General features: G+C 62.3%; 24 protein-coding genes. 12 read left to right on the top strand and 12 right to left on the bottom strand.

Features of this window, described 5'->3' with window-relative positions; genetic code table 11:
* Window positions 1–22: 22 nt before the first annotated feature.
* Both X741_RS155520 and coaD read right to left on the bottom strand, forming a co-directional pair.
* Window positions 23–517, bottom strand: a complete 495-nt coding sequence (locus X741_RS155520) for a peptidylprolyl isomerase (protein ID WP_224688010.1) — start codon at window positions 515–517, stop codon at window positions 23–25.
* 111 nt (window positions 518–628) lie between these two features.
* Window positions 629–1,129, bottom strand: coding sequence for a pantetheine-phosphate adenylyltransferase (gene coaD / locus X741_RS155515; RefSeq protein ID WP_023777492.1), 501 nt, complete (start codon window positions 1,127–1,129; stop codon window positions 629–631).
* 194 nt (window positions 1,130–1,323) lie between these two features.
* On the opposite strand from coaD, the gene X741_RS1000000168175 reads away from it, so the two are divergent.
* Window positions 1,324–1,476, top strand: a complete 153-nt coding sequence (locus X741_RS1000000168175; RefSeq protein WP_023777493.1) for a hypothetical protein — start codon at window positions 1,324–1,326, stop codon at window positions 1,474–1,476.
* Window positions 1,477–1,545: 69 nt separating this feature from the next.
* On the opposite strand, the gene gyrA is transcribed toward X741_RS1000000168175, so the two are convergent.
* Both gyrA and X741_RS155505 read right to left on the bottom strand, forming a co-directional pair.
* Window positions 1,546–4,338 (bottom strand): DNA gyrase subunit A, encoded by a 2,793-nt coding sequence (gyrA, locus tag X741_RS155510; protein ID WP_023777494.1) that lies wholly within the window; start codon window positions 4,336–4,338, stop codon window positions 1,546–1,548.
* A 322-nt stretch (window positions 4,339–4,660) separates the two neighbouring features.
* On the bottom strand, window positions 4,661–5,509 hold the full coding sequence (locus tag X741_RS155505; protein ID WP_023777496.1) for an AraC family transcriptional regulator: 849 nt from the start codon (window positions 5,507–5,509) through the stop codon (window positions 4,661–4,663).
* Window positions 5,510–5,594: 85 nt separating this feature from the next.
* On the opposite strand from X741_RS155505, the gene X741_RS155500 reads away from it, so the two are divergent.
* Window positions 5,595–6,137 carry a hypothetical protein gene (locus tag X741_RS155500; RefSeq protein WP_023777497.1) on the top strand — a complete coding sequence of 181 codons (543 nt, stop codon included), beginning with the start codon at window positions 5,595–5,597 and terminating at the stop codon, window positions 6,135–6,137.
* Between the two features lie 116 nt (window positions 6,138–6,253).
* Window positions 6,254–6,883 carry a MarC family protein gene (locus X741_RS155495; RefSeq protein ID WP_023777498.1) on the top strand — a complete coding sequence of 210 codons (630 nt, stop codon included), beginning with the start codon at window positions 6,254–6,256 and terminating at the stop codon, window positions 6,881–6,883.
* Between the two features lie 17 nt (window positions 6,884–6,900).
* Here the strand turns inward: X741_RS155495 and X741_RS155490 are convergent, their stop codons facing one another.
* Complete coding sequence (locus X741_RS155490) at window positions 6,901–7,323, bottom strand: OsmC family protein (RefSeq protein WP_023777499.1); 423 nt, start codon at window positions 7,321–7,323, stop codon at window positions 6,901–6,903.
* A gap of 172 nt (window positions 7,324–7,495) precedes the next feature.
* The gene (locus X741_RS155485; RefSeq protein WP_013895291.1) at window positions 7,496–8,017 is read right to left on the bottom strand and encodes a single-stranded DNA-binding protein; all 522 of its coding nucleotides are present in this window, start codon (window positions 8,015–8,017) and stop codon (window positions 7,496–7,498) included.
* A gap of 226 nt (window positions 8,018–8,243) precedes the next feature.
* Here X741_RS155485 and X741_RS155480 point away from each other — a divergent pair, with 226 nt between their 5' ends.
* The 8 genes from X741_RS155480 to X741_RS155445 all read left to right on the top strand — a co-directional run bounded on the left by X741_RS155480 (window position 8,244) and on the right by X741_RS155445 (window position 16,342).
* Window positions 8,244–8,558, top strand: coding sequence for a metalloregulator ArsR/SmtB family transcription factor (locus tag X741_RS155480; RefSeq protein WP_023777500.1), 315 nt, complete (start codon window positions 8,244–8,246; stop codon window positions 8,556–8,558).
* A 29-nt stretch (window positions 8,559–8,587) separates the two neighbouring features.
* On the top strand, window positions 8,588–9,061 hold the full coding sequence (locus X741_RS155475; protein WP_023777501.1) for an SRPBCC domain-containing protein: 474 nt from the start codon (window positions 8,588–8,590) through the stop codon (window positions 9,059–9,061).
* A 23-nt stretch (window positions 9,062–9,084) separates the two neighbouring features.
* Window positions 9,085–9,690 (top strand): ATP-dependent Clp protease proteolytic subunit, encoded by a 606-nt coding sequence (locus tag X741_RS155470; RefSeq protein WP_023764847.1) that lies wholly within the window; start codon window positions 9,085–9,087, stop codon window positions 9,688–9,690.
* Window positions 9,691–9,799: 109 nt separating this feature from the next.
* On the top strand, window positions 9,800–10,093 hold the full coding sequence (locus tag X741_RS155465) for a hypothetical protein (RefSeq protein ID WP_023777502.1): 294 nt from the start codon (window positions 9,800–9,802) through the stop codon (window positions 10,091–10,093).
* A gap of 689 nt (window positions 10,094–10,782) precedes the next feature.
* Entirely contained in the window at window positions 10,783–13,704 is a 2,922-nt protein-coding gene (gene uvrA, locus X741_RS155460; RefSeq protein WP_023777503.1) for an excinuclease ABC subunit UvrA, read from the top strand.
* Window positions 13,705–13,706: 2 nt separating this feature from the next.
* Window positions 13,707–14,177, top strand: a complete 471-nt coding sequence (locus X741_RS155455; RefSeq protein WP_023777504.1) for a GNAT family N-acetyltransferase — start codon at window positions 13,707–13,709, stop codon at window positions 14,175–14,177.
* Between the two features lie 25 nt (window positions 14,178–14,202).
* On the top strand, window positions 14,203–15,009 hold the full coding sequence (locus X741_RS155450; RefSeq protein ID WP_013895285.1) for a DUF72 domain-containing protein: 807 nt from the start codon (window positions 14,203–14,205) through the stop codon (window positions 15,007–15,009).
* A 181-nt stretch (window positions 15,010–15,190) separates the two neighbouring features.
* Window positions 15,191–16,342, top strand: coding sequence for a GGDEF domain-containing protein (locus X741_RS155445; RefSeq protein ID WP_023777505.1), 1,152 nt, complete (start codon window positions 15,191–15,193; stop codon window positions 16,340–16,342).
* A gap of 49 nt (window positions 16,343–16,391) precedes the next feature.
* Here the strand turns inward: X741_RS155445 and X741_RS1000000168180 are convergent, their stop codons facing one another.
* From X741_RS1000000168180 to urtA, 6 genes are all read right to left on the bottom strand, one after another.
* Window positions 16,392–16,568, bottom strand: a complete 177-nt coding sequence (locus X741_RS1000000168180; protein ID WP_013531844.1) for a hypothetical protein — start codon at window positions 16,566–16,568, stop codon at window positions 16,392–16,394.
* Between the two features lie 474 nt (window positions 16,569–17,042).
* Window positions 17,043–17,738, bottom strand: a complete 696-nt coding sequence (gene urtE / locus X741_RS155440) for an urea ABC transporter ATP-binding subunit UrtE (protein ID WP_013895283.1) — start codon at window positions 17,736–17,738, stop codon at window positions 17,043–17,045.
* 69 nt (window positions 17,739–17,807) lie between these two features.
* Entirely contained in the window at window positions 17,808–18,554 is a 747-nt protein-coding gene (gene urtD / locus X741_RS155435) for an urea ABC transporter ATP-binding protein UrtD (protein WP_013895282.1), read from the bottom strand.
* A gap of 6 nt (window positions 18,555–18,560) precedes the next feature.
* Window positions 18,561–19,796 (bottom strand): urea ABC transporter permease subunit UrtC, encoded by a 1,236-nt coding sequence (gene urtC / locus X741_RS155430; protein WP_023777506.1) that lies wholly within the window; start codon window positions 19,794–19,796, stop codon window positions 18,561–18,563.
* Window positions 19,793–21,409 (bottom strand): urea ABC transporter permease subunit UrtB, encoded by a 1,617-nt coding sequence (gene urtB, locus X741_RS155425; RefSeq protein WP_023777507.1) that lies wholly within the window; start codon window positions 21,407–21,409, stop codon window positions 19,793–19,795. The genes urtC and urtB overlap by 4 nt, the downstream gene beginning before the upstream one ends.
* Before the next feature lie 106 nt (window positions 21,410–21,515).
* Window positions 21,516–22,826 (bottom strand): urea ABC transporter substrate-binding protein, encoded by a 1,311-nt coding sequence (urtA, locus tag X741_RS155420; RefSeq protein WP_023777508.1) that lies wholly within the window; start codon window positions 22,824–22,826, stop codon window positions 21,516–21,518.
* A gap of 313 nt (window positions 22,827–23,139) precedes the next feature.
* Between urtA and X741_RS155415 the strand changes: the two genes are divergently transcribed.
* A complete protein-coding gene (locus X741_RS155415) occupies window positions 23,140–23,538 on the top strand; it encodes a hypothetical protein (RefSeq protein ID WP_023764836.1) in 399 nt (132 codons plus the stop codon).
* Window positions 23,539–23,567 lie beyond the last annotated feature (29 nt).

A 23,567-nucleotide genomic window follows, 5' to 3' on the forward strand; every position in this document is an offset into this window, starting at 1 on the left:
AAAACAGATTGATTTGACAATTTTACTTGTCTGCGGCGATGCGCACTTTGATCATCCGGTCGGGATCTGCAACCGTACCGTTGTCCGCCTCGTCGCCCTTCTTGATCTTGTCCACCAGGTCCATGCCGCTGACCACATTGCCGACGATGGTGTACTGCCCGTCGAGCGGCGGCGCCGGCGCGAACATGATGAAGAACTGCGAGTTTGCGGAGTTCGGGTCCTGCGAGCGGGCCATGCCGACCACGCCGCGCTTGTAGTGTTCGGTCTGCGAGAACTCGGCCGGCAGGTCGGGCAGGTCGGAACCGCCAGTGCCGACGGCCTGGGCGTTGAAACCCTTCTCCATGTTGCCGAACTTGACGTCGCCGGTCTGCGCCATGAAGCCGTCGATGACACGGTGGAACGCGACGTTGTCGTAGGCATGATCACGCACAAGCTTCTTGATCTGCGCGACATGCTTGGGTGCCAGGTCGGGCCGCAGCGCGATGGTCACGTCGCCGCCCTTCAGTGTGATGATCATGGTGTTTTCGGGATCGGCGGCATGGGCCGAGACCGATGCGGTCACGAGACCGGCAAGCACGACGAGGAACGAGGCGAGCTTTTTCAGCTGCATGGTCTTCTCCGAGAAACGCTATTTTGCGAATTTGGCGGTGAGCGCACCGGCGACGGCCGCCGGCACGAAGGGGCGGATGTCGCCTCCCATCGAGGCTATCTGGCGCACAAGTGTGGCGGTAATGGTGCGTACCGACGGGCTGGCGGGCAGAAAAACCGTCTGCAGTTCCGGCGCCATGGTCTCGTTCATGCCGGCCATCTGCATCTCGTAGTCGAGATCGGTGCCGTCGCGCAGGCCGCGGATCATGATCGAGGCGCCTTCTCTCCTGGCGGCGTCGATGACCAGCCCGTCAAAGGCGACCACCTTGATGCGGCCGCCCTCCCTGCCGAATTCGGCCTTGGTGGCGGCTTCGATGAGCTGCACCCGCTCCTCGAAGGAGAACAGCGGCTTCTTGCCCGGATGAATGCCGATCGCCGCATAGACGACGTCGGCCACGGCCAGCGATGCTTTCAGCACATCGAGATGGCCGTTGGTCAGCGGGTCGAAAGAGCCGGCATAGAGGGCAATTCGTTCAGTCATGGCTGGTGCTTCTAGCGAGCCTCCGCTGCAAAGGCAAATCCGATCGGCACCGAAGCCGTGAACCTTTTCCGCCGCATGAACGACAGATGAACACGCTGATCACGAAGCCTTCACGCAGCGTTCACTAGGTTGCACCTTAATAAGATGAAACCAAAATCCCATCTATCCGTTGTAAGGCGCAGGAGAACACGCACATGCTGATCTACATGCTCGCCACCGCAATGACCGTCGCCATGCTGATCGCCACAGTATTCGGGCTGCATCAGGAGGCGCAACGGGTCCGCGTCAAGGCCACCACCAAGCGCTTCCAAGGCTTCGGCCCCCGCAAGCCCTATCGTCACTACTAAGTCGGTCCAGACTTGCTGCCGCGCCGGCCAACAGGCCGGCGTTGCTATGTCCAGAACCTGCCGCGGCAGTTATTCCGCGCCATCCGTCGGCGCCGGATTGGCCTCGGAACCGCCCTCGACGGCTTCTTCGATTTCCTCGTCCGATTGCGGTTCGGAAATTCGCTCGACCGAAACCACCTTTTCACCCTCAGCCGTGTTGAAGATGGTCACGCCCTTGGTGGCGCGGCTGGCGAAACGGATGCCGTTGACCGGTACCCGGATGACGGTGCCGCCGTCCGACACCAGCATGATCTGGTCGTCATTGCCGACCGGGAAGGTCGCCACCAGCTGGCCGATCTCGGCGGTTTTCGACACGTCGGTAGCGCGGATGCCCTTGCCGCCGCGGCCAGTCAGACGGAAATCGTAGGACGAGGAGCGCTTGCCGTAGCCATATTCGGTCACCGTCAGAACGTACTGTTCATGCGCCTTGAGCTCTTCGTAACGGCTGTCGGAAAGCTCCGTCTCCTCGCCGATCTCCTCATTGGTGAGCGCGATCTCTTCTTCCTCTCCCGCCGTCTCGGCGGCAAGCCGCCGCTCCGACGCCGCCCGCTTGAGGTAAGCGGCTCGCTCCGCCGGAGAAGCATCGACATGCTCGATCACCGACATGGAGATGATGCGGTCGGTCGCAGCCATGGTGATGCCGCGCACGCCGACGGAATTGCGGCTCTGGAAGACACGCACGTCCCCGACGGAGAAGCGGATGCACTGACCCGAATTCGCCGTCAGAAGCACATCGTCATTGTCGGTGCAGGTCTCGACACCGAGGATCTCGTCGCCCTCTTCCTCCAGCTTCATCGCAATCTTGCCGTTGCGGTTGACCTGGACGAAGTCGGACAGCTTGTTGCGGCGCACGGTGCCGCGCGTCGTGGCGAACATCACGTCGAGCTCGCCCCAGCTCGTCTCGTCCTCCGGCAGCGGCATGATGGTGGTGATGCGCTCGCCCTGCTCCAGCGGCAGCATGTTGATCAGCGCCTTGCCGCGTGACTGCGGGTTGCCGATCGGCAGCCGCCAGACCTTTTCCTTGTAGACGATGCCGCGCGAGGAGAAGAACAGCACCGGCGTGTGCGTGTTGGCCACGAACAGCCGGGTCACGAAATCCTCTTCCTTGGTCGACATGCCGGAGCGGCCCTTGCCGCCACGGCGCTGCGCCCGGTAGAGCGAAAGCGGCACGCGCTTGATGTAGCCGGAATGGCTCACCGTCACAACCATGTCCTCGCGCTGGATCAGGTCCTCGTCTTCCATGTCCGCGCCGCCGTCGGTGAGTTCGGTGCGGCGTGGCGTGCCGAACTCGTCGCGCGCGGCGGCAAGCTCGTCCTTGACGATCTGCTGGACCCGCGCGCGGGACGATAAAATGTCCAGATAATCGATGATTTCGGCGCCGATCGTGTTCAATTCGTCGGCGATCTCGTCGCGGCCGAGTGCCGTCAGGCGCTGCAGGCGCAGTTCGAGGATGGCGCGCGCCTGTTCCTCGGACAGATTGTAGGTGCCGTCCTCGTTGATGCGATGGCGCGGATCGTCGATCAGGAGGATCAGCGATTCGACGTCGCCCGACGGCCAGCGCCGCTCCATCAACTGCTCACGCGCCGTCTGCGGATCCGGCGCGGTGCGGATCAGCTTGATCACTTCGTCGATGTTGGCGACGGCGATGGCCAGACCCACCAGCACATGGGCGCGGTCGCGCGCCTTGCGCAGCAGGAATTTCGTGCGCCTCGTGATCACCTCTTCGCGGAAGGAGACGAACGCCCTCAGCATATCGGTCAGGTTCATCACTTCCGGCTTGCCGCCGTTCAGCGCCACCATATTGGCGCCGAACGAGGTCTGCAGCGGCGTGAAGCGGTAAAGCTGGTTGAGGATGACGTCGGCAACGGCGTCGCGCTTCAGTTCGATGACGACGCGGTAGCCCTGGCGGTCGCTTTCGTCACGGATGTCGGAAATGCCCTCGATGCGCTTGTCGCGCACCAGTTCAGCCATCTTCTCGATCATCGAGGCCTTGTTCACCTGGTAGGGAACCTCGGTGATGATGATCGATTCACGGTCGTTGCCGCGCTGTTCGATGTTGACCTTGCCGCGCATGACGATGGAGCCACGGCCGGTCGAATAGGCGCTGTATATGCCCGAACGGCCAAGCACGATGCCGCCGGTCGGAAAATCCGGCCCCGGAATGATCTCCATCAGCGCCGGCAGGTCGATCGCGGGGTTGTCGATGATGGCGATCGCGCCGTTGCAGACTTCGCTCAGGTTGTGCGGCGGAATGTTGGTGGCCATGCCGACTGCAATACCGCCGGAACCGTTGACCAGAAGGTTGGGGAAGCGCGCCGGCAGCACCTTCGGCTCGGTGTCGGACGCGTCATACGTGTCCTGGAAATCGACGGTGTCCTTGTCGATGTCCTCCAGCAATTCATGCGCGACCTTGGTCAGGCGCGATTCGGTGTAGCGCATCGCCGCCGGCGGATCGCCGTCGATCGAGCCGAAATTGCCCTGCCCGTCGATCAGCGGCACGCGCAGCGACCAATCCTGCGCCATGCGCACCAAGGCGTCATAGATCGAGGCATCGCCATGCGGATGGTATTTACCCATCACGTCGGCGACAGGGCGTGCCGACTTCACATATTTGCGGTTCCAGTGGTAGCCGCTCTCATGTGCGGCGTAGAGAATGCGGCGGTGCACCGGCTTGAGGCCATCGCGCACATCGGGCAGCGCACGGCTGACGATCACGCTCATGGCGTAAGACAGGTAGGAGCTCTGCATCTCCTCGATGATGGAGATCGGCTCGATGCCGGTGGGGCCGCCGTCGGCGCCGCGCGGTGTTTTTTGGTCGGTCAAATCGGATCACAATCTAATCAGGAATCACTTGACGCTTATATAGGAAGCACGGCCGAAACTCCAATATTCGCGGCACTTTTCCAGTGTCATTTTTGGTGGTAATTTCAAAAGGATACCGCTGATTGCGACGATATGGCCACAGCGCTTTTGGCCGCCAAGGCAAAAGCCCGCAATGGACCAACTTCGCCGAACGAAAGCCGCGGACGCGCTGAATTTGGAGCCCGTGGCTGCCTTGCGAGCGCTGAGCGGGTGGCTGCGCCGCGATCTCGACGGCGACTGATCGCAGGTTGGCGGTATGTGCCGACGTCGGACTGAGCCCGCTTCAGCCGAGACGCCCGCTTGCCAGGGCGCTTGATCGGCGACCGCGATAGTTGCCCGGCGTCTCGCCCATGATGCGCCGGAAACGGCGGTTGAAAGTCGACAGATCGTTGAAGCCAGCCTCGAAGGCGATCGCCGAGATCGTATCGTTCGACATGCGCAGCCGCACCGCCGCGCGGTGCAGCCGGGTCTTGAGCAGGAACTGATAGGGCGTCATGCCGGCGATCTGCCGGAAGGTGCGCAGGAAATGATAGGGACTGGTCGCCGTTTCATCGGCCAACACTGAAAGCGAAACCGGCCCGTCGGCATCCAGCTCGATGCGCCGCACCGCCTCGGCCACCCGCTTCTGGTCGCGGCGGCTCGGGGCGCGCCTGGCAGGCGTGGCGCTGGAAACCGTGGCGACTGCGGCAGCGGCAATGCGCACGGACAATTCCTCGAAGGCGTCCTTGTCGGCCATTTCGCGCGCGGCTTCCGCCTCGGCCAACAATGGTGCCAACGCCGGCAAAGGCGGCAGGCGTGGCGCGTCGAAGGCAGGTTTCCTGGCGCCTGGCACATCGGCCACGATCCGTTCCATGTAGTCCGGCCTGAAATGGAACGAGAGGCAACGGTCGCCGCCGACATGTTCGTGACCGCATTCGTAGCAGGTGCCGGGATTGCCGAGCAGCAGCGCGCCGGGTGCCAGCATCGCGGTGCCTTGCTGCGCGCGATAGCGGAACGCGCCGCTGGTCACCGCCGCGACACAGAAATCCCGATGCGCCTCCTCAAACGGCCGGTCGCCGGCGCCGGCCGTGCAGATCACATCCGCCACATGCCAGCCAAGTCCGGATGCGAGCGTAAGCGTTGTGGCCATCATGGGCCGAAATATAGCAATTTTTCCCAAGCCCAGTACCCCGTCACTGGCTAATCCTCACGATCTCCTGACAAAAAGAGACCACGCCATGTTCGACCCCTTTGCCGAAGCCCTGCACAGCCCCGGACCGATCGGCGATTTAGCCGAAAAACTCAATCTTTACGGCCGCTTCATCGGTGCCTGGACGTTCGACGCCTCGCGCCACCTCGAGGACGGCACGGTGCTGACCGGGCGCGGCGAGGTGCATTTCGGCTGGGTGCTGGAAGGCCGCGCCATCCAGGACGTCTGGATCCTGCCCGCACGAAACATTGGCTCCCAGCCTTCGCTCGGCAAATGGACGTTCTATGGCACGACGCTGCGGGTCTATGATCCCGCCGCGGACGCCTGGCACATCTTCTGGAGTGATCCGCGCAACCAGTACTTCAGCCGCCAGCTCGGCCGCGCCGAGGGCGACACGATCGTGCAGGTCGGCGCCGACGACACTGGCTCGTCGGTGCGCTGGAGTTTTTCGCGCATCACCGAAGACAGCTTCCGCTGGCTTGGCGAGCGTTCGCACGACGACGGCGCGACATGGCGGCTCGAGGTCGAATTCCTGGCCCGCCGCGCGAATGAAGCTCGAAGTGATGGATAGCGATCCTCCACGCCCCTCTGTCCTGCCAGCATTTCACGCCACAGCCTGTTTTCAGTGCCCCTGCTTTGCTTTACCAATTACAGGGCCAGGGCTCGGCCCGGCGGGAGGGGTCAGAGATGCCGAGCTTCGACAGCCTGTTCAACGCCTTCGTCACCATTCTGGTGACCATCGACCCGCCCGGCCTGGCGCCGCTGTTCCTCGCCGTGACGCGCGGCATGAACCGCGAGGAGCGCCAGCAGGTCTCGGTCCGCGCCTCGATCATCGGCTTCCTGGTGATGGCGCTGTTCGCCGTCGCCGGCGCCTCCATCTTGTCGGTGTTCGGCATCACGCTGCCAGCCTTCCGTGTCGCAGGCGGTTTTTTGCTGTTCTTCATCGCCTTCGAGATGGTGTTCGAGCGCCGGCAGGACCGCAAGGAGAAGATCGGCGACGTCGCCATCACCAAGGACATGATCCACAACATCGCCGCTTTCCCGCTGGCGATCCCGCTGATTGCCGGCCCCGGCGCCATTTCGGCGACGGTGCTGCTCTCCGGCTCGTTTCAGGGTTTTGCGGCGCAAGCCGCGCTGGTCGGCATAATCTTCGTCTGCCTCGCCATCACCTATCTGGTGTTCGTGCTGTCGGAGCGCATCGACCGCATCCTCGGCCAGACCGGGCGTTCGATCCTGACCCGTCTGCTCGGCGTCATCCTGGCGGCATTGGCCGTACAGTTCGTCGCCGACGGCATCAAGGCGCTGATGGGGAGTTGAACAGTAATCCCTACTGCCTACTGCGTCGTATCGATCACTTCGAAATCATGCGTGATCGTCGCCGTCTTGGCCAGTATTGCCGAGGCAGAGCAGTATTTCTCGATCGACAGGTCGATCGCCCGCTTGACCTTGTCCGGCGAGAGGCCTCTGCCCTTGACGATAAAATGCATGTGGATGCGGGTAAATACCCTGGGCTCGGTTTCGGCCCGGTCGGAATCGAGTTCGACGACGCAATCCTCGACCGCCTCGCGGCCCTTTTCAAGGATGTGAACGACATCATAGGCCGAACAGCCGCCAGTGCCGATCAGTACCAACTCCATCGGGCTCGGCCCCGGCGTCTTGCCTTCCGGGCCGGACGCGGTTCCCAGCACGACCTTGTGACCGCTGCCGGACTCACCGATGAAGGTGCGTTCCTCCACCCATTTCACGCGTGCTTTCATCGAAGTCGTCCTTCACCGTGTTCCTTGACCGCCCGGTCGGCGCTCAATTCGACAACGCAAAACCCCGAAAGTCCATTGGGACTCCCGGGGCACAATGCTTGATCCAAGCTTGATCCAAAACTGGGCTTGGCCAAAAACTGGCGGCCGCCGTTTCGATCAGAGCCCGCCTTGATCAGAACGGGATTTCGTCGTCCAGCTCGCGCGACGAACCGCCGCCACCGCCGCCCCTGGGAGCGCTGCCGCCGCCGCGATTGAAGCTCTCGTTCGGGCTGGACTGGCCGAAATCGGAACCACGGCTGTTGCCGCCGGAATAGCCACCGACCTGGCCACCCTCGCCCTGACCGCGCGCGTCGAGCATCTGCAGCTCGCCACGGAATTTCTGCAGCACGACTTCCGTCGTGTATTTGTCGGCGCCGGTCTGGTCCTGCCATTTGCGCGTCTGCAGCTGGCCCTCGACATAGACCTTCATGCCCTTCTTCAGGTACTGCTCGGCTACCTTGGCTATGCCCTCATTGAAGATGACGACGTTGTGCCACTCGGTCTTTTCCTTGCGCTCGCCCGAATTCTTGTCGCGCCAGCTTTCCGACGTGGCGATGCGAATGTTGACGACCGGCTCGCCCGAGTTCAGGCGGCGGATTTCAGGGTCCGCACCGAGATTGCCGACCAGAATGACCTTGTTGACGCTACCCGCCATGATATTTCTCCGCGCTCATCCGAAACAAATTTTTGTCGCAGCACCTTACAGGCTGCGAATGCCAGCCGCCTGCTAAGGCTGGCTTTTCCCACAAGGTTTTTGTTCCCTTTTCGTTCCTATATGCACCGCCGCTGATTGTCAAGGAATGGCAGCAATGCCCGAGCCCCGCATATGGGTTTCAAAACACCACTTGCCAAATCAATAAGTATCGACTTATGCTTTCGCCATGATCGAAGCAGAGATTTTCCGCGCCCTGGCCGACCCGACGCGCCGCGCCGTCTTCGAGCGTCTCGCCACGGCAGAGATGAGCGTGTCGGAATTGCGCAGCGGCCTGACGGTGTCGCAGCCGGCGGTGTCGCAGCATCTGGCGGTGCTGCGTAGCGCCGGCCTCGTGGTCGAGCGGCGGGCCGGCCGCAACGCCTATTACCGCGCCGATCCGCAGGGGCTTGCGCCCCTGCTCTCCTGGATCGACCGCTACCGGACCTTCTGGCCGGAGCGTATCGAAAGGCTGAAGACGGTTTTGAAGGACATGGATCAGTAGAGGTTTGGACCCGTGAAGGATTGGGATCAATGAACGCCAAAAACCAAAACGAAGTCGCCCAGGGTGCGCTGGAGTTCGAATACGATCTTGCCGAGCCGCCCGAAAAGGTGTGGCGAGCGCTGACCGTGCCGGAATTGCTCGCCGCCTGGATGATGCCGAACGACATCAGGCCGCAGGCCGGCAGCCGTTTTGCCTTCGCGGGACCGGAGGCTCCGATCGAATGCGAAATCCTCGACGCCGAGCCCGAACGCCTGTTGCGCTATTCCTGGCGGGAGCAGCCGGGCGATGCAACACGGCAGGACCCGCTCGACAGCACCGTCACCTTCACGCTCGCCCGCACCTTTTCCGGCGGCACGCATCTGCGCGTCGTCCATGACGGCTTTGCCAGCAAAGCCATGCCCGCCGTCGCCATGGCTGGTGCCGGCTGCCGGCTTTCGCTGGGGTTGCACAAGGCCGGAATGCCCCTCGCCGCGAACACACCGCGCCTGCTGCGCGCAGCCTGAACATGGAAAATCGGAGAAGCAAAATGAGCGGTGTTGCCAATCTGGTGCCGATGGTGATCGAACAATCGAGCCGCGGCGAACGCGCCTTCGACATTTTCTCGCGGCTGCTGCGCGAGCGGATCATCTTCATCAATGGCGAGATCAACGACGACATCTCGGCGCTGGTCTGCGCCCAGCTTTTGTCGCTGGAATCAGATAATCCCGACAAGGAGATCTCGCTCTACATCAACTCGCCGGGCGGCGTGGTGACCAGCGGCTTCGCCATCTACGATACGATGCAATACATCAGTTGCCCGGTGTCGACCGTGTGCATGGGATTTGCCGCATCGATGGGATCGTTCCTGCTGATGGCAGGCACGCCGGGGCGTCGTATCTCGCTGCCGAACGCCACCATCCTGCTGCATCAGCCGCTGGGCGGCTTTCAGGGCCAGGCGTCCGATATCCAGCGCCATGCCGAGCGCATCGTCCAGACCAAACGGCACATGGCGGAACTCTACGCGCAGCACTGCGGCCGCAGCTATGAGGAGGTCGAACGCACGCTGGACCGCGACCATTTCATGACCGCCCGCGAAGCACAGGCATGGGGCATTGTCGACCACGTCTTCGACACCCGCAAAAAGGCGGCGTAAGGCGAAGCCAGATCGGATATTCTTCCGCCGGATCGGATTTTCTTCGGCTTGCCGAAGATTTGACGAGACCGGTCTGGTTCCGGTGGCGGCACCTACCTATAATCGGGAGATGACCGACACGCATCCGTCAAGACCATCGCATCGTGTGATCGCCGCCGCCGTGCTCGCCATTGCCGGCCTCGTCTCCGGCACGGCGTTCGCAGAGGATGGCTCGCCGCCGCAGAAGGCCCTGCCTGGTGTGACCGGCGGCTATCACATTGCCAAGCCGGCCCCCCAGCCCGAGCCTGACGACGCGTTGCCCAGCAGCGGCAACGGCCAGTTCAAGATCGGCAACACCGATGTCAGGATTTCCGGCAGCATAACGGTCGATGTCGCCACGGGCGGAATGAAACCTCCAAGGTAGGTAACCGCGGCCGGCCCGAGCCCGCACAAAAGAACAGCCCCGCCGTGCCCTAGGCAAACGGACGGGGCTTTTCTGGATCTCAAATCCAATCTTGCCGGGAGTGTACTGCCGGCGTTTGATTTCGGATGCTTCGCGGCATTCAGCCGACGATCCGACTAGTAGTCTCTGATTTTTGTGGGATACGGCCGGTCACGGTTTGTCGGGCAGCGTCGAAGCTGATCCTCACACTTGTGCCTGCCGCGGCTCCAGCTAGATGCGGAGCCCTTGGGGACTATCAGGTGGCGTCATGCTCCGCTCCTTTGTCCGTTGCGACATTCGTCTCGAAGCGCAAATCGCAATGCCTGCGGCGTCTCGCAGGCCGCCTTGGGGCGGCGAGGCCATCGAAAGACGGCCGGCTTCGTTGACATCGGGAGACTGCTCCCGTGAGCCTGCTGCGTCAACCGCCAATAGCCGGTTACGGAAAAATGTGATCTCCGGGAGGTTACGTTCAGGTCAGTTTTTGCACAGCTTTGTCAGGAGCGTGTTCGGCCTTTGTTCTTTCCACTTGCCCGTTCGCGCGAAAGACGGTTAAACGACTTCTGTCGGGAGTTGTGGCGTCTCTCGACGTGGCGGCAAAAACACCTACATAAGGGATGGCCGGGAAAAGCCCGCCAATCCCATGAATTCCAGATCTGAGGCGGCGACCGGCGATGGCCGACCATAAATTCCTTTCCATTCGCGGGGCGCGCGAACACAATCTGAAGAACGTCGATCTCGATCTGCCGCGTGACAGCCTGATCGTCATGACCGGCCTGTCGGGCTCCGGCAAGTCGTCGCTTGCCTTCGACACCATCTATGCCGAAGGCCAGCGCCGCTATGTCGAAAGCCTGTCGGCCTATGCGCGGCAATTCCTCGAAATGATGCAGAAGCCTGACGTCGACCAGATCGACGGCCTGTCGCCGGCCATCTCAATCGAGCAGAAGACTACATCGAAGAACCCGCGTTCGACGGTCGGCACCGTCACCGAGATCTACGACTACATGCGCCTGCTGTTCGCGCGTGTCGGCGTTCCCTATTCGCCGGCCACGGGCCTGCCGATCGAGAGCCAGACGGTCAGCCAGATGGTCGACCGCGTGCTGGCGCTCGAGGAAGGCACCCGACTGTTCCTGCTGGCGCCCATCGTGCGCGGCCGCAAGGGCGAGTACCGCAAGGAGCTCCTCGAACTGCAGAAGAAGGGCTTTCAGCGCGTCAAGGTCGACGGCGTCTTCTATGAAATCGCCGACGTTCCGGCGCTGGACAAGAAATACAAGCATGACATCGATGTCGTCGTCGACCGCATCGTCGTGCGCGGCGATCTTGCCACAAGGCTTGCCGACTCCATCGAGACGGCGCTGAAGCTCGCCGAGGGACTGGCGGTGGCCGAGTTCGCCGACAAGCCGCTCGACGCCAGCCAAACCGGCGAGGATTCGGTCAACAAGTCGAAGAACGAGACGCATGAGCGCGTCCTGTTCTCGGAAAAATTCGCCTGTCCGGTGTCCGGTTTCACCATTCCCGAGATCGAGCCGCGCCTGTTCTCGTTCAACAACCCGTTCGGCGCCTGCCCGACTTGCGACGGTCTCGGCAGCCAGCGTGCCATCGACCCCAACCTCGTCGTGCCCGACGAGAACATATCGCTGCGCGACGGCGCCGTCAGCCCGTGGGCGAAATCGACCTCGCCCTACTACTCGCAGACGCTCGAAGCGCTGGGCAAGGCTTACAACTTCAAGCTCGGCGACAAGTTCAAGGATCTGACCACCGAGGCCCAGGACGCGATCCTGCGCGGCACCGGCGAGCGCGAGATCACCTTCCAATACGATGATGGCTTGCGCTCCTACAAGACAACCAAGACCTTCGAAGGCGTCATCCCCAATCTCGAACGGCGCTGGAAGGAGACCGAATCCGCCTGGATGCGCGAGGAGATCGAGCGCTTCATGTCGGCGACGCCTTGCCCGGTCTGCAAGGGCTACCGGCTGAAGCCGGAAGCGCTGGCGGTGAAGATCGCGGGAAAACACATCGGCGAGGTCACCGAGCAGTCGATCCGAAATGCCGACAAATGGTTCACCGACCTGCCCGCCCAGCTCAACGACAAGCAGAACGAAATCGCGGTGCGGGTGCTGAAGGAAATCCGCGAGCGGCTGCGCTTCCTCAACGATGTCGGTCTCGACTACCTGACATTGTCGCGCAATTCCGGCACCCTGTCGGGCGGCGAGAGCCAGCGCATCCGGCTGGCGTCGCAGATCGGCTCGGGCCTGACCGGCGTGCTCTACGTGCTGGACGAGCCGTCGATCGGCCTGCATCAGCGCGACAACACGCGGCTGCTCGACACGCTGAAGCACCTGCGCGACATCGGCAACACGGTGATCGTCGTCGAGCATGACGAGGACGCCATCCTGCATGCCGACTATGTCGTCGACATGGGACCGGCCGCCGGCATCCACGGCGGCGAGATCATCGCCCAGGGCACACCCCAGCAGGTGATGGCCAACCCCAATTCGATCACCGGCCAATATCTGTCGGGCGCGCTGGAAGTCGCCACCCCCGGTGTTCGGCGTGAGGCGAAAAAGAATCGCCGCCTGAAAATCGTCGGCGCGCGCGGCAACAATCTGAAGAACGTCACCGCCGAAATCCCGCTCGGCACCTTCACCGCCGTCACCGGCGTGTCGGGCGGCGGCAAGTCGACCTTCCTGATCGAAACGCTGTTCAAGGCGGCCTCGCGCCGCATCATGGGGTCGCGCGAGCATCCGGCCGATCATGATCGTATCGAGGGTCTCGAATTCCTCGACAAGGTCATCGACATCGACCAGTCGCCGATCGGCCGCACGCCGCGTTCGAACCCCGCCACCTACACCGGCGCCTTCACGCCGATCCGCGACTGGTTCGCCGGACTGCCGGAGGCCAAGGCGCGTGGTTATCAGCCCGGGCGTTTCTCCTTTAACGTCAAGGGCGGCCGCTGCGAGGCCTGCCAGGGCGACGGCGTCATCAAGATCGAGATGCACTTCCTGCCCGACGTCTACGTCACCTGCGACGTCTGCCACGGCAAGCGCTACAACCGCGAGACGCTCGACGTGCTGTTCAAGGGCAAGTCGATCGCCGACGTGCTCGACATGACGGTCGAGGAAGGCGTCGACTTCTTCGCCGCCGTGCCCGGCGTACGCGACAAGCTCGACACGTTGAAACAGGTCGGCCTCGGCTATATCCATATCGGTCAGCAGGCGACGACACTGTCCGGCGGCGAGGCGCAGCGGATAAAACTCGCCAAGGAACTGTCGCGCAAGGCGACCGGCAAGACGCTCTACATCCTCGACGAGCCGACCACCGGCCTGCATTTCCACGACGTCGCCAAACTGTTGGAAGTGCTGCACGAACTGGTCGACCAGGGCAACACGGTGGTGGTCATCGAGCACAATCTCGAAGTGATCAAGACCGCCGACTGGGTGCTCGACCTCGGCCCCGAAGGCGGCGACGGCGGCGGCGAGCTTGTCGCGTCCGGCACGCCGGAAGCGATCGTGCGCGAAAAGCGCAGCTACACCGGCCAGTTCCTCAAGGAGCTTCTGGAGCGGCGCCCCGGAGGCAAGCGCGAAGCGGCGGAGTGAGTATGAAGCTCAGAGCGGCCCGCCCAGAGGATCTCGCCGCAATCGTTTCGCTGACGCAAGCGGCGTACGCGCCCTATACCGCGCTGTTCGGCGGGCCGCCGATCCCGGTCACCGAAGACTATGCGCCGCGGATCGGGCGCGGCGAGGTCTGGCTGCTGGAGAGCGGCGGCGAACTGGCGGGCGTGCTCACACTGGAGCGGCATGAGGACCACGCGATGATCTTCTCCGTCGCGGTGTCGCCCGCCTTCCAGGGCAAGGGTTTTGGCATAAAGCTGCTCAATCACGCGGATCAACAGACGCGCTTGTGGGGCCTGCCGGAGATACGGCTCTACACCAATGCGAAAATGGAACGGAACATCGCGCTCTATCTCGCATACGGCTATCGCGAAACGGGTCGCCGGCCCAATCCCTATCGGCCAGGATGGATGCTTGTCGACATGGCAAAACCGATCGACGAGAACACGACGGGCTGATTTTTCTGAACTTGGGAGGATGATAATGACCAAATCCGGAACAATCCGCGCGGGCATGGGCGGCTGGACCTTCGAGCCATGGGATAAGTCCTTCTATCCGGACAAGCTGTCGAAGGCCAAGCAGCTGCAATATGCCAGCCGGCAGGTGCCGAGCATCGAAGTCAACGGCACCTATTATTCCAGCTTCAAGGAACCGACCTTCGTCAAATGGGCCAACGAGGCACCGGATGGGTTTGTCTACTCGCTGAAAGGCAACCGCTTCGTCACCAACCGGCGCGTGCTCGGCGAAGCCGGCGAATCGATGATGCGCTTCCTCGGCTCCGGCGTTGCGGCACTTGGCGACAAGCTCGGGCCAATCCTGTGGCAGTTCGCGCCGACCAAGAAATTCGATCCGGACGATTTCGAGGCCTTTCTGAAACTCTTGCCGGAAAAGCAGGATGGCGTCGCGCTGCGCCACGCGCTCGAAGTGCGCAACGACAGTTTCGTGGTGCCGGAGTTCGCGGCCCTGGCGCGCAAATACAAGGCGGCGATCGTCTATGCCGATCATGCCAAATATCCTGACATCGCCGACGTCACCAGTGATTTCGTCTATGCGCGGCTGCAAACCGGCTCGGACGACAATCCCGATTGCTACACGCCAAAGGGCCTCGACGAGTGGGCGGCGCGGGCAAAGACCTGGGCGCAGGGCAAGCAGCCGGAAGACCTGCGGCGTGCCGATCCCAAGACCGATGCGCCGGTCCAGCCGCGCGACGTGTTCGTCTACTTCATCACCGAGGGCAAGGTGCGCGCGCCGTTCGGGGCGATGGCGCTGATGAAGCGAGTGGCTGGCTGACGAGCTTCAGTCGTATCCGGCCACATGCTTAAAGCGCGTCATCTATGCTTTGTACGCGTAGCAAAGCGCCTATTCGCGGCATCTTCGCCATGATCGTAACCTTATCGACACTTCCTTGCCGCATGAATGCGACGACGCCAAGCCGCAGAGCTGGAACCGCCGTCGGCAGGGAAAGAGGGGCATGTCGCTCGACTACACTTCACTTCTGCTGGCTGTCGGTTTTTCCGCTGCTTGCCTGGGCCTGACATTGTTCGGCATGTGGCTGACCGCCCGGTCGGAGCGATTCCTGCTGACATGGGCGACCAGCCTGGTTTTCGTTGTCGGCGACATCTTTGTCTATGACGCCTATATCGACATGCCCGGCCGCCTGCTGGGCATCGCCGCGCTGGCCTTCCTGCTGATTGGTTTTTCGACCATGCTGGGTGCCGCCTACCAGTTCAGGACCGGCGGCTCGCCGATGCCGCGAGCTTTGTTGGGCTGCATATCGCTGGCGGTGGCGCTGCCGCCCATGGCTCTGGGCTATGACGGCCTTGGCTTCATGTTCGAGAACCTGTTCGCGGCCTTGCTTCTGTTCGCGACGGCGTTCGAATATTGGAGAGGTCGCGACGAAGCCCCCGCCCTGACGATCGGCATCACCGCGCTCTATTCGGCCACGGCCACGTCCTTTGTACTGTGCGCCATGGTTCTCGGTTGGAACGGAAGACTGGTACTGGGGCATGCGCCGAGCAACTGGGCCGAGGAACTGAGCCTGATCGTGGTCATCGCCAGCATGACCGGCATCGGCGCGTTGTCGCTTGCCCTCAACCAGGGCCGTCTGGCCAGGCATCACCGCCGCAACGCATTGACCGATCCCTTGACCGGCCTGCTCAACCGGCGCGCGCTGTTCGACATGCATGGCAATGCGCCGGTCGGAGCTTTTACCGCGATCGTCGTCTTCGACCTCGACAACTTCAAGACCATCAACGATGAATTCGGCCACGCGGCGGGCGACGAGGTGCTGAGGGTGTTCGCCAGCGAACTCGCCGGCAATCTTCGCCAGACCGATGTCGCCGCGCGCATGGGCGGCGAGGAATTCGCGCTGGTGCTGAAACGCACCCTGCCGGAGACCGTGGAGGCAGCGGCAGAGCGCATCCGGACCGCTTTCGCGGCGCGCCGGATAGAAACCGAGATGGGCTCGCTGACATGCACGGTCAGCGCCGGGTTTGCCTTCGGCGCCAAGGACGGCCCGAGCTTCGACAAGGTGCTCAGCGCCGCCGACAAGGCACTCTACGACGCCAAACGCGGCGGCCGCAACTGCGTCGTCATCGCTTCTCCGTTCCGGCGCGCGAGCTGATCACGCCTATCAATACCAGCCTCTGATCGCGGGTGGACGAACGCGGCTCCTATGCCGCCATGACGATCTCATTGAAGGTATCGAGATCGACATAGAAGACCTTGGTGATCTCCTCGATCAGATCGTCGTAGTCGCAGCCCTGTGATCTCAAGATGTTGATGGCAGCGATGATGTCGACGCGTTCGGTAAGCCGCCGCTTCTGGTAATCCTCGACGTAACGTTCCATGGCTGTCCCTTAGCCTGTGTGCCCAAACGCGTTTGAACGACAGAGATCGCAGGAGGGAAGCTAGGCAGCCTTGCTTGCGTGAAACTTGCCCGGCATTGGCCGTGCTCCTCGATCCGCGATAACCAGACTGATACGGAAGCGGCCGACTCACAAAGCCAAGGGAAAGACTAGCACGCGATATTGAGCGTGCCAGTGACGTACAGTAATCTTTGAAGAAAGATTGAGCGCCGCAGCGCACCTCGCGACTTCGTCATCCTTGGGCGTAGCGAACGCGAAGCGGAGCGAAGACCCAAGGATCCATGCCGTGACTTTAAAAGCGCCGCCACGGTGCAGTATCTGGGATCGATCAGTGCGCCGAAGAGGGTTTCTATTCTACGCCGATGCACTCTTCGGCGGATCTCACGGCATGGATCCCGGGGTCTGCACCGCGTCGCTTCACTCCTTGCTACGCCCTAGGATGACGACGAGACGATTCTAGACGGTAAGGAACTTCCGCACATCAGCCCGGTCTAAATCTTCGGCCGGGCCGGTATGGACGATCTGGCCGCGGTCCATGATGTTGACCTCGTCGGCGAGTTCCCGGCAGAAGTCGAGATATTGCTCGACCAGCAGCACCGCGATGCCGGCCTGATCGCGCAGATAGCGAATGGCGCGACCGATATCCTTGATGATCGACGGCTGGATGCCTTCCGTCGGCTCGTCGAGCACCAGGAGTTTCGGCCGCATCACCAGCGCCCGACCGATGGCGAGCTGCTGCTGCTGGCCGCCGGACAGGTCACCGCCGCGGCGGCCAAGCATCTGCTTGAGCACTGGAAACAACTCGAAGACATGCGCCGGCACGTTGCGGTCGGCCCGCTTCAACGGCGCGAAGCCGGATTCGAGATTTTCCCGCACCGTGAGCAGCGGAAAGATCTCCCTGCCCTGCGGCACGAATGCGATGCCCGACCGGGCGCGGTCATACGCCGCGCTCCGGTCGAGCGCCTTCCCCTCGAAGGCAACGCTTCCGCTCGTCAGCCGGTGGTGTCCGACGATCGATCTCATCAAACTGGTCTTGCCGACGCCATTGCGGCCGAGCACGCAGGTGATCTTGCCGGCGCCCGCCTTCAGTGACACGCCGCGCAGCGCCTGGGCGGCGCCATAGTGGAGCGTGGCATTGGAAACTTCGAGCATGTCAGCGCCTTTTCCAGAAGCGGAGGAACGACAGATCGAAGCGATGGAATTGCACCCGCCACACCATGTTCATCTCCCCAGATAGACTTCGACGACGCGCTCGTCGGCCGAGACGAAGTCGAGCGAGCCTTCGGAGAGCACCGAGCCCTCATGCAGGCAGGTGACCTTGACGCCAAGCTCGCGCACGAAATGCATGTCGTGCTCGACGACGATGACCGAATGGTCGCGTGCGATATCCCTGAGCAGCCGCGCAGTCTCCTCGGTCTCGGCATCGGTCATGCCGGCGACCGGCTCGTCGACCAGCAACAGCTTCGGATCCTGCGCCAGGAGCATGCCGATCTCCAGCCACTGCTTCTGGCCGTGGCTGAGATTGGCTGCGATTTCGCCACGTTTGTCGCCAAGCCGGATGATGCCGAGAATATCGTCGATCTGCCGCGCCTCGGCTGCGGAACGGCGATGGAAAAGCGCCGGGAAGATCGAGCGCGGTCCCTTCAGCGCCAGCATCAGATTGTCCTCGATCGTGTGGCTTTCGAAGACCGTCGGTTTCTGGAATTTGCGGCCGATGCCCATCATGGCGATCTCGGCCTCGTCATGCCGGGTCAGATCGACTTGGCCGTCGAAGAACACTTCGCCCTCGTCGGGCCGCGTCTTGCCGGTGACGATGTCCATCATCGTCGTCTTGCCGGCGCCGTTGGGGCCGATGATGGCCCGCATCTCGCCCTTGTCGAGCACCAGCGACAAATTGTTGATGGCGCGAAACCCGTCGAAGGAGACCGAGACGCCGTCGAGGTAGAGGATGGTGTTCGACTTGCTCATGGTCGCCTACTCCGCCGCCTGCGGTTCGGGGTCGGACAAGGACCATTCGCCTGGATTCCTCGCCGGCGAGCGCACGGGCTTCGATGTCGCGGGCGCCATTCCAACCCTGGCGCCGGCTTCTTCAGCGGCGGCGGCCGCGCGCAACGCCCTGGCATTGCCGCGCCAGCTGTCCCACATGCCGACGATCCCCTTCGGCAGCAGCAGCGTGACGGCGACGAACAGGCCGCCGAGCGCGAACAGCCACAGTTCCGGCAGCACGCCGGTGAACCAGGATTTCCCGGCATTGACGAGCAACGCACCGAGGATCGGCCCGACGATGGTGCCGCGGCCGCCAACGGCTGCCCAGATCACCACCTCGATCGAGTTGGACGGCTCGAACTCGCCGGGATTGATGATGCCGACCTGCGGCACGTAGAGCGCGCCGGCAATGCCGGCCATCACGGCAGAGACCGTGAAGGCGAACAGTTTTAGGTTCTCCGCCCGCCAGCCGAGGAAGCGCGTGCGGCTCTCGGCGTCGCGCACGGCCATCAGGAGCTTGCCGTATTTCGAGCCGACGATCGCCCAGGTCAGGAACACGGCAAGCGCAAGCATCACGGCGCTGGCCGCGAACAGCGCCGAGCGGGTCGCGTCGGCCTGCACGTTGAAGCCCAGAATATCCTTGAAATCGGTCAGCCCGTTATTGCCGCCGAAACCCATGTCGTTGCGGAAGAAGGCAAGCAGCAGCGCATAGGTCATCGCCTGGGTGATGATGGACAGATAGACGCCGGTGACGCGGCTGCGGAAAGCGAACCAGCCGAAGACGAAGGCGAGCAGGCCAGGCACTGCGAGCACCATGATCGCCGCGAACCAGAAATGGTCGAAACCGGTCCAGAACCAGGGCAATGCCTTGTAGTTCAGGAACACCATGAAATCCGGCAGGATCGGGTTGCCATAGACACCGCGCGAGCCGATCTGGCGCATCAGATACATGCCCATCGCATAGCCGCCGAGCGCGAAGAAGGCGCCGTGGCCGAGCGAGAGAATGCCGCAATAGCCCCAGACCAGGTCGAGCGACAGCGCCAGCAGCGCGTAGCAAAGATACTTGCCGGTCAGCGCCACGATATAGGACGGGATGTAGAAGGCGCTCGCCGGGGACACTGCGAGATTGAGCAGCGGCACGATGATGGCGACAGCCAGCAGGATGAAGATGGTGATGGCGATGCGGCGGTCCGCGCCGGCGGCGAAGAAGCGTCCGGTGATCATGCTTCCACCGCCCTGCCCTTGAGCGCGAACAGGCCGCGCGGACGCTTCTGGATGAACAGGATGATCAGCACCAGCACGACGATCTTGCCGAGCACGGCGCCGGCGTAAGGCTCGAGGAACTTGTTGACGATACCGAGCGAAAAGGCGCCGACCAGCGTGCCCCACAGATTGCCGACGCCGCCGAAGACGACGACCATGAAACTGTCGATGATGTAGCCGCGGCCGAGATTGGGCGAGACGTTGTCGATCTGGCTGAGCGCGACGCCGGCAATGCCGGCAATGCCGGAGCCGAGCGCGAAGGTCAGCGCGTCGACCCATGGCGTCCTGATGCCCATCGAGGCGGCCATGCGCCGGTTGGCGGTGACGGCGCGCATCTGCAGCCCCCAGGGCGTACGCTTCATCACGTAGAGCAGCACGCCGAAGACGGTGAGCGCGAAGACCAGGATCCAAAGCCGGTTCCAGGTGATCGCAAGCTGTCCGACATTGAACGAACCCGACATCCAGGAGGGGTTGCCGACCTCCTGGTTGGTCGGTCCGAAGATCGAGCGTACGGCCTGCTGCAGGATCAGCGACACGCCCCATGTCGCCAGCAGTGTTTCCAGCGGCCGTCCGTAGAGGAAGCGGATGACGCCGCGCTCGATGGCGAGACCGACGATCGCGGCAACCAGGAAGGCAAGCGGCAGCGCGATCACCAGCGACCAGTCGAACAGGCCGGGAAAGGATGTGCGGATCACCTGCTGGACGACGAAGGTGGTGTAGGCGCCGAGCATGACCATCTCGCCATGCGCCATGTTGATGACGCCCATGACGCCGAAGGTGATGGCAAGGCCGATGGCGGCAAGCAACAGCACCGACCCCAGGGAAATGCCGTACCAGATGTTCTGGCCGGCATCCCAGAAGGCCAGCGTCGAATTGACGTTGGCGATCGCTGCGGTCGCGGCTTCCTTCACGGCTCCCGAAGCATTCGCCTCGACCGAAGTCAGCAGTGAAACCGCGTCGCGATCGCCCCGCGCCCCGATCAGCGCCACGGCTGCAAGCTTGTCGGCCTCCGGCCGATCCGAGACCAGGACCGATGCGGCGCGGGCCTGTTCGAGCAGAGCCTTGACGCTGGCGACGGTCTCATTGGCGATCGCCGCGTCGAGCGGCTCGATGTTGGCCGCGTCGGGTGTCTTGAACATGGTGTCGGCGGCACTGATGCGCACTGCCGGATCCTTGGCGCCAAGCGTCAGCGTGCCCAGCGCGTCGCGGATGGTGCGGCGCAGCGTGTTGTTGACAGTGATCTTGGTTATGTCGTCCTCGGAGGCCTCGCCAGCTGCCTCACCGCTTAGCGGGTCAAAAAGCTGGACGCCTTCATCGCCTTCCTTGCCGATAAACACCATCGAGTCGGCGGTGCGAATGTAAAGATTGCCGTCAGCCAATGCAGCAAGCGCCGGTTCGGCGGCGGGATCGCCTGTGGCGGTCAATTCGTGAACGACGGCTCCCGTCTCGGAAAAGTCCGTTACCGTCGCGAACTTGGCAATAATTGCACGCAGATCGGCTTCCGCGGCGCCCGAAGACGACAGCGTCGTCACCAGGAACAAAAGCGTCAGGCCCGTCGCATGGAAAATCTTCATCGGGTCTTGGTGATCCTTGAAGGTTGAATGGGCGTCCGGACAGTGGAGGAAACCGTCCGGACGCGCGCGGTCTTGGGCATGGACCGCAAGGTCCAGCCCGGGAGGATCAGTTCGTGCCCTTGCCGCCGCACTTGCCGGTAGCGACGTTGAAGTTGCCGCAGGACAGAGGCTTGCGCCAATCGGAGATCAAATCCTTGGAGTCCGGCAAATAGTCGGACCATTCGTCGCCCATCACGAGACCAGGTGTCTTCGAAACCGTTTCGAATTGGCCATTGGCCTGGATCTCACCGATCAGCACCGGCTTGGTGATGTGGTGGTTCGGCATCATCGTCGAATAGCCGCCGGTCAGGTTCGGCACCGAAACGCCGATCATGGCATCGATCACCTTGTCCGGATCGGTGGTGCCGGCCTTCTGGACCGCCTTCACCCACATGTTGAAGCCGATATAGTGGGCTTCCATCGGATCGTTGGTGGTGCGCTTGTTGTTCTTGATGAACTTGTGCCAGTCGGCGATGAACTTCTTGTTCTCGGGCGTGTTGACGCTCTCGAAATAGTTCCAGGCGGCGAGATGGCCGACCAGCGGCTTGGTGTCGAGACCGGCAAGTTCTTCCTCGCCGACCGAGAAGGCCATGACCGGGATGTCCTCGGCCTTGATGCCCTGGTTGCCGAGTTCCTTGTAGAACGGCACATTGGCATCGCCGTTGACGGTCGAGACGACAGCGGTCTTCTTTCCGGCCGAACCGAACTTCTTGATCGCCGAAACTTCCGTCTGCCAGTCGGAGAAACCGAACGGCGTATAGTTGGTCATGATGTCCTCGGCCGCGACGCCCTTCGCCTTCAGATAGGCTTCGAGGATCTTGTTGGTGGTGCGCGGATAGACGTAGTCGGTGCCTTCAAGCACCCAGCGCTTCACCGAGCCGCCATCTTCGCTCATCAGGTAATCGACAGCCGGGATCGCTTGCTGGTTCGGAGCGGCGCCCGTGTAGAACACGTTGCGCTCGCTTTCCTCGCCTTCATACTGGACGGGATAGAACAGGATGTTGTCGAGCTCGGAGAACACCGGCAGCACAGATTTGCGTGATACCGAGGTCCAGCAGCCGAACACCGCGGCGACCTTGTCCTTGGAGATCAGCTCGCGCGCTTTTTCGGCGAACAGCGGCCAGTTTGAAGCCGGATCGACGACAACGGCCTCGAGCTTCTTGCCGAGCAGGCCGCCCTTGGCGTTCTGCTCGGCGATGAGCATCAACATGGCATCCTTCAGCGTCGTCTCCGAAATCGCCATCGTCCCCGACAGCGAATGCAGGATGCCGACCTTGATCGTATCGTCGGCCGCCCTGGCGGGCGCCGACATCAACAGGCCGGCGGCGACCGCACCTGCCGAGAACATTTTTGTTATTGTCGAGAAATTACCCCTCATAGCGAAGACTCCCAAGCTGGTTGATTGCACCGCAACAATGCAATGCAACCCCCATGCCAACCGCCTCCTGGGCATAGAAAATCGGCAAATAGACGAACATTATCAGTCAGTTATTATATTAGATTGAGCAAATCAAAGAGAGCCGGTTAAAAATTGGTTGAGGGAATTTTGCGCAGCGCATACGGTATCTGCCTAAATTTTGCCCATTTTCGGCAAATGCCTAGATTTTGGCCTAAACGCACAGGTCGCGAATTACAAATGTTGCGGCACAGCGCAAAAATAGGGCAAGCTCGCTGCTCAACCGAGCGACGTCATGGCATCCCTGATTTCACGCATTTTCATCGGCATGGTGTTTCTGGCGACAGCAACCGGGGCCGCGCGGGCCGACTTCAGCGACGGCAAGATGCCCGACGGCACTTATCACTGCGAAGTCTATCTGCTCGGCATGTTCCTCAGCCTCGGCGACATCACCATCAAGGGAAATGTCTATACGGGCCCTGTCACCTTCGGCACCGCCCAACAGGGTTACAATTATCAGATGGATGCCAACGGCGTCATCACCTGGCTGGGGCCATTGGGCGGCTACACCACCGGCGGCAACGCGCTGTCGATGACCCAGGCGACGCTGGACGGCCAGGACCCGCCCTCCTTCGACATCATCATGAAGCAGCCCGACGGCGCCTTCACCGCCTCGACCTGCACCAAGAACTAAAACGAAAAAAAGGCGCGGAACCCTGTCGG

The sequence above is a fragment of the Mesorhizobium sp. LNHC221B00 genome, from assembly GCF_000502935.1.
Lineage (GTDB): Bacteria > Pseudomonadota > Alphaproteobacteria > Rhizobiales > Rhizobiaceae > Mesorhizobium > Mesorhizobium opportunistum.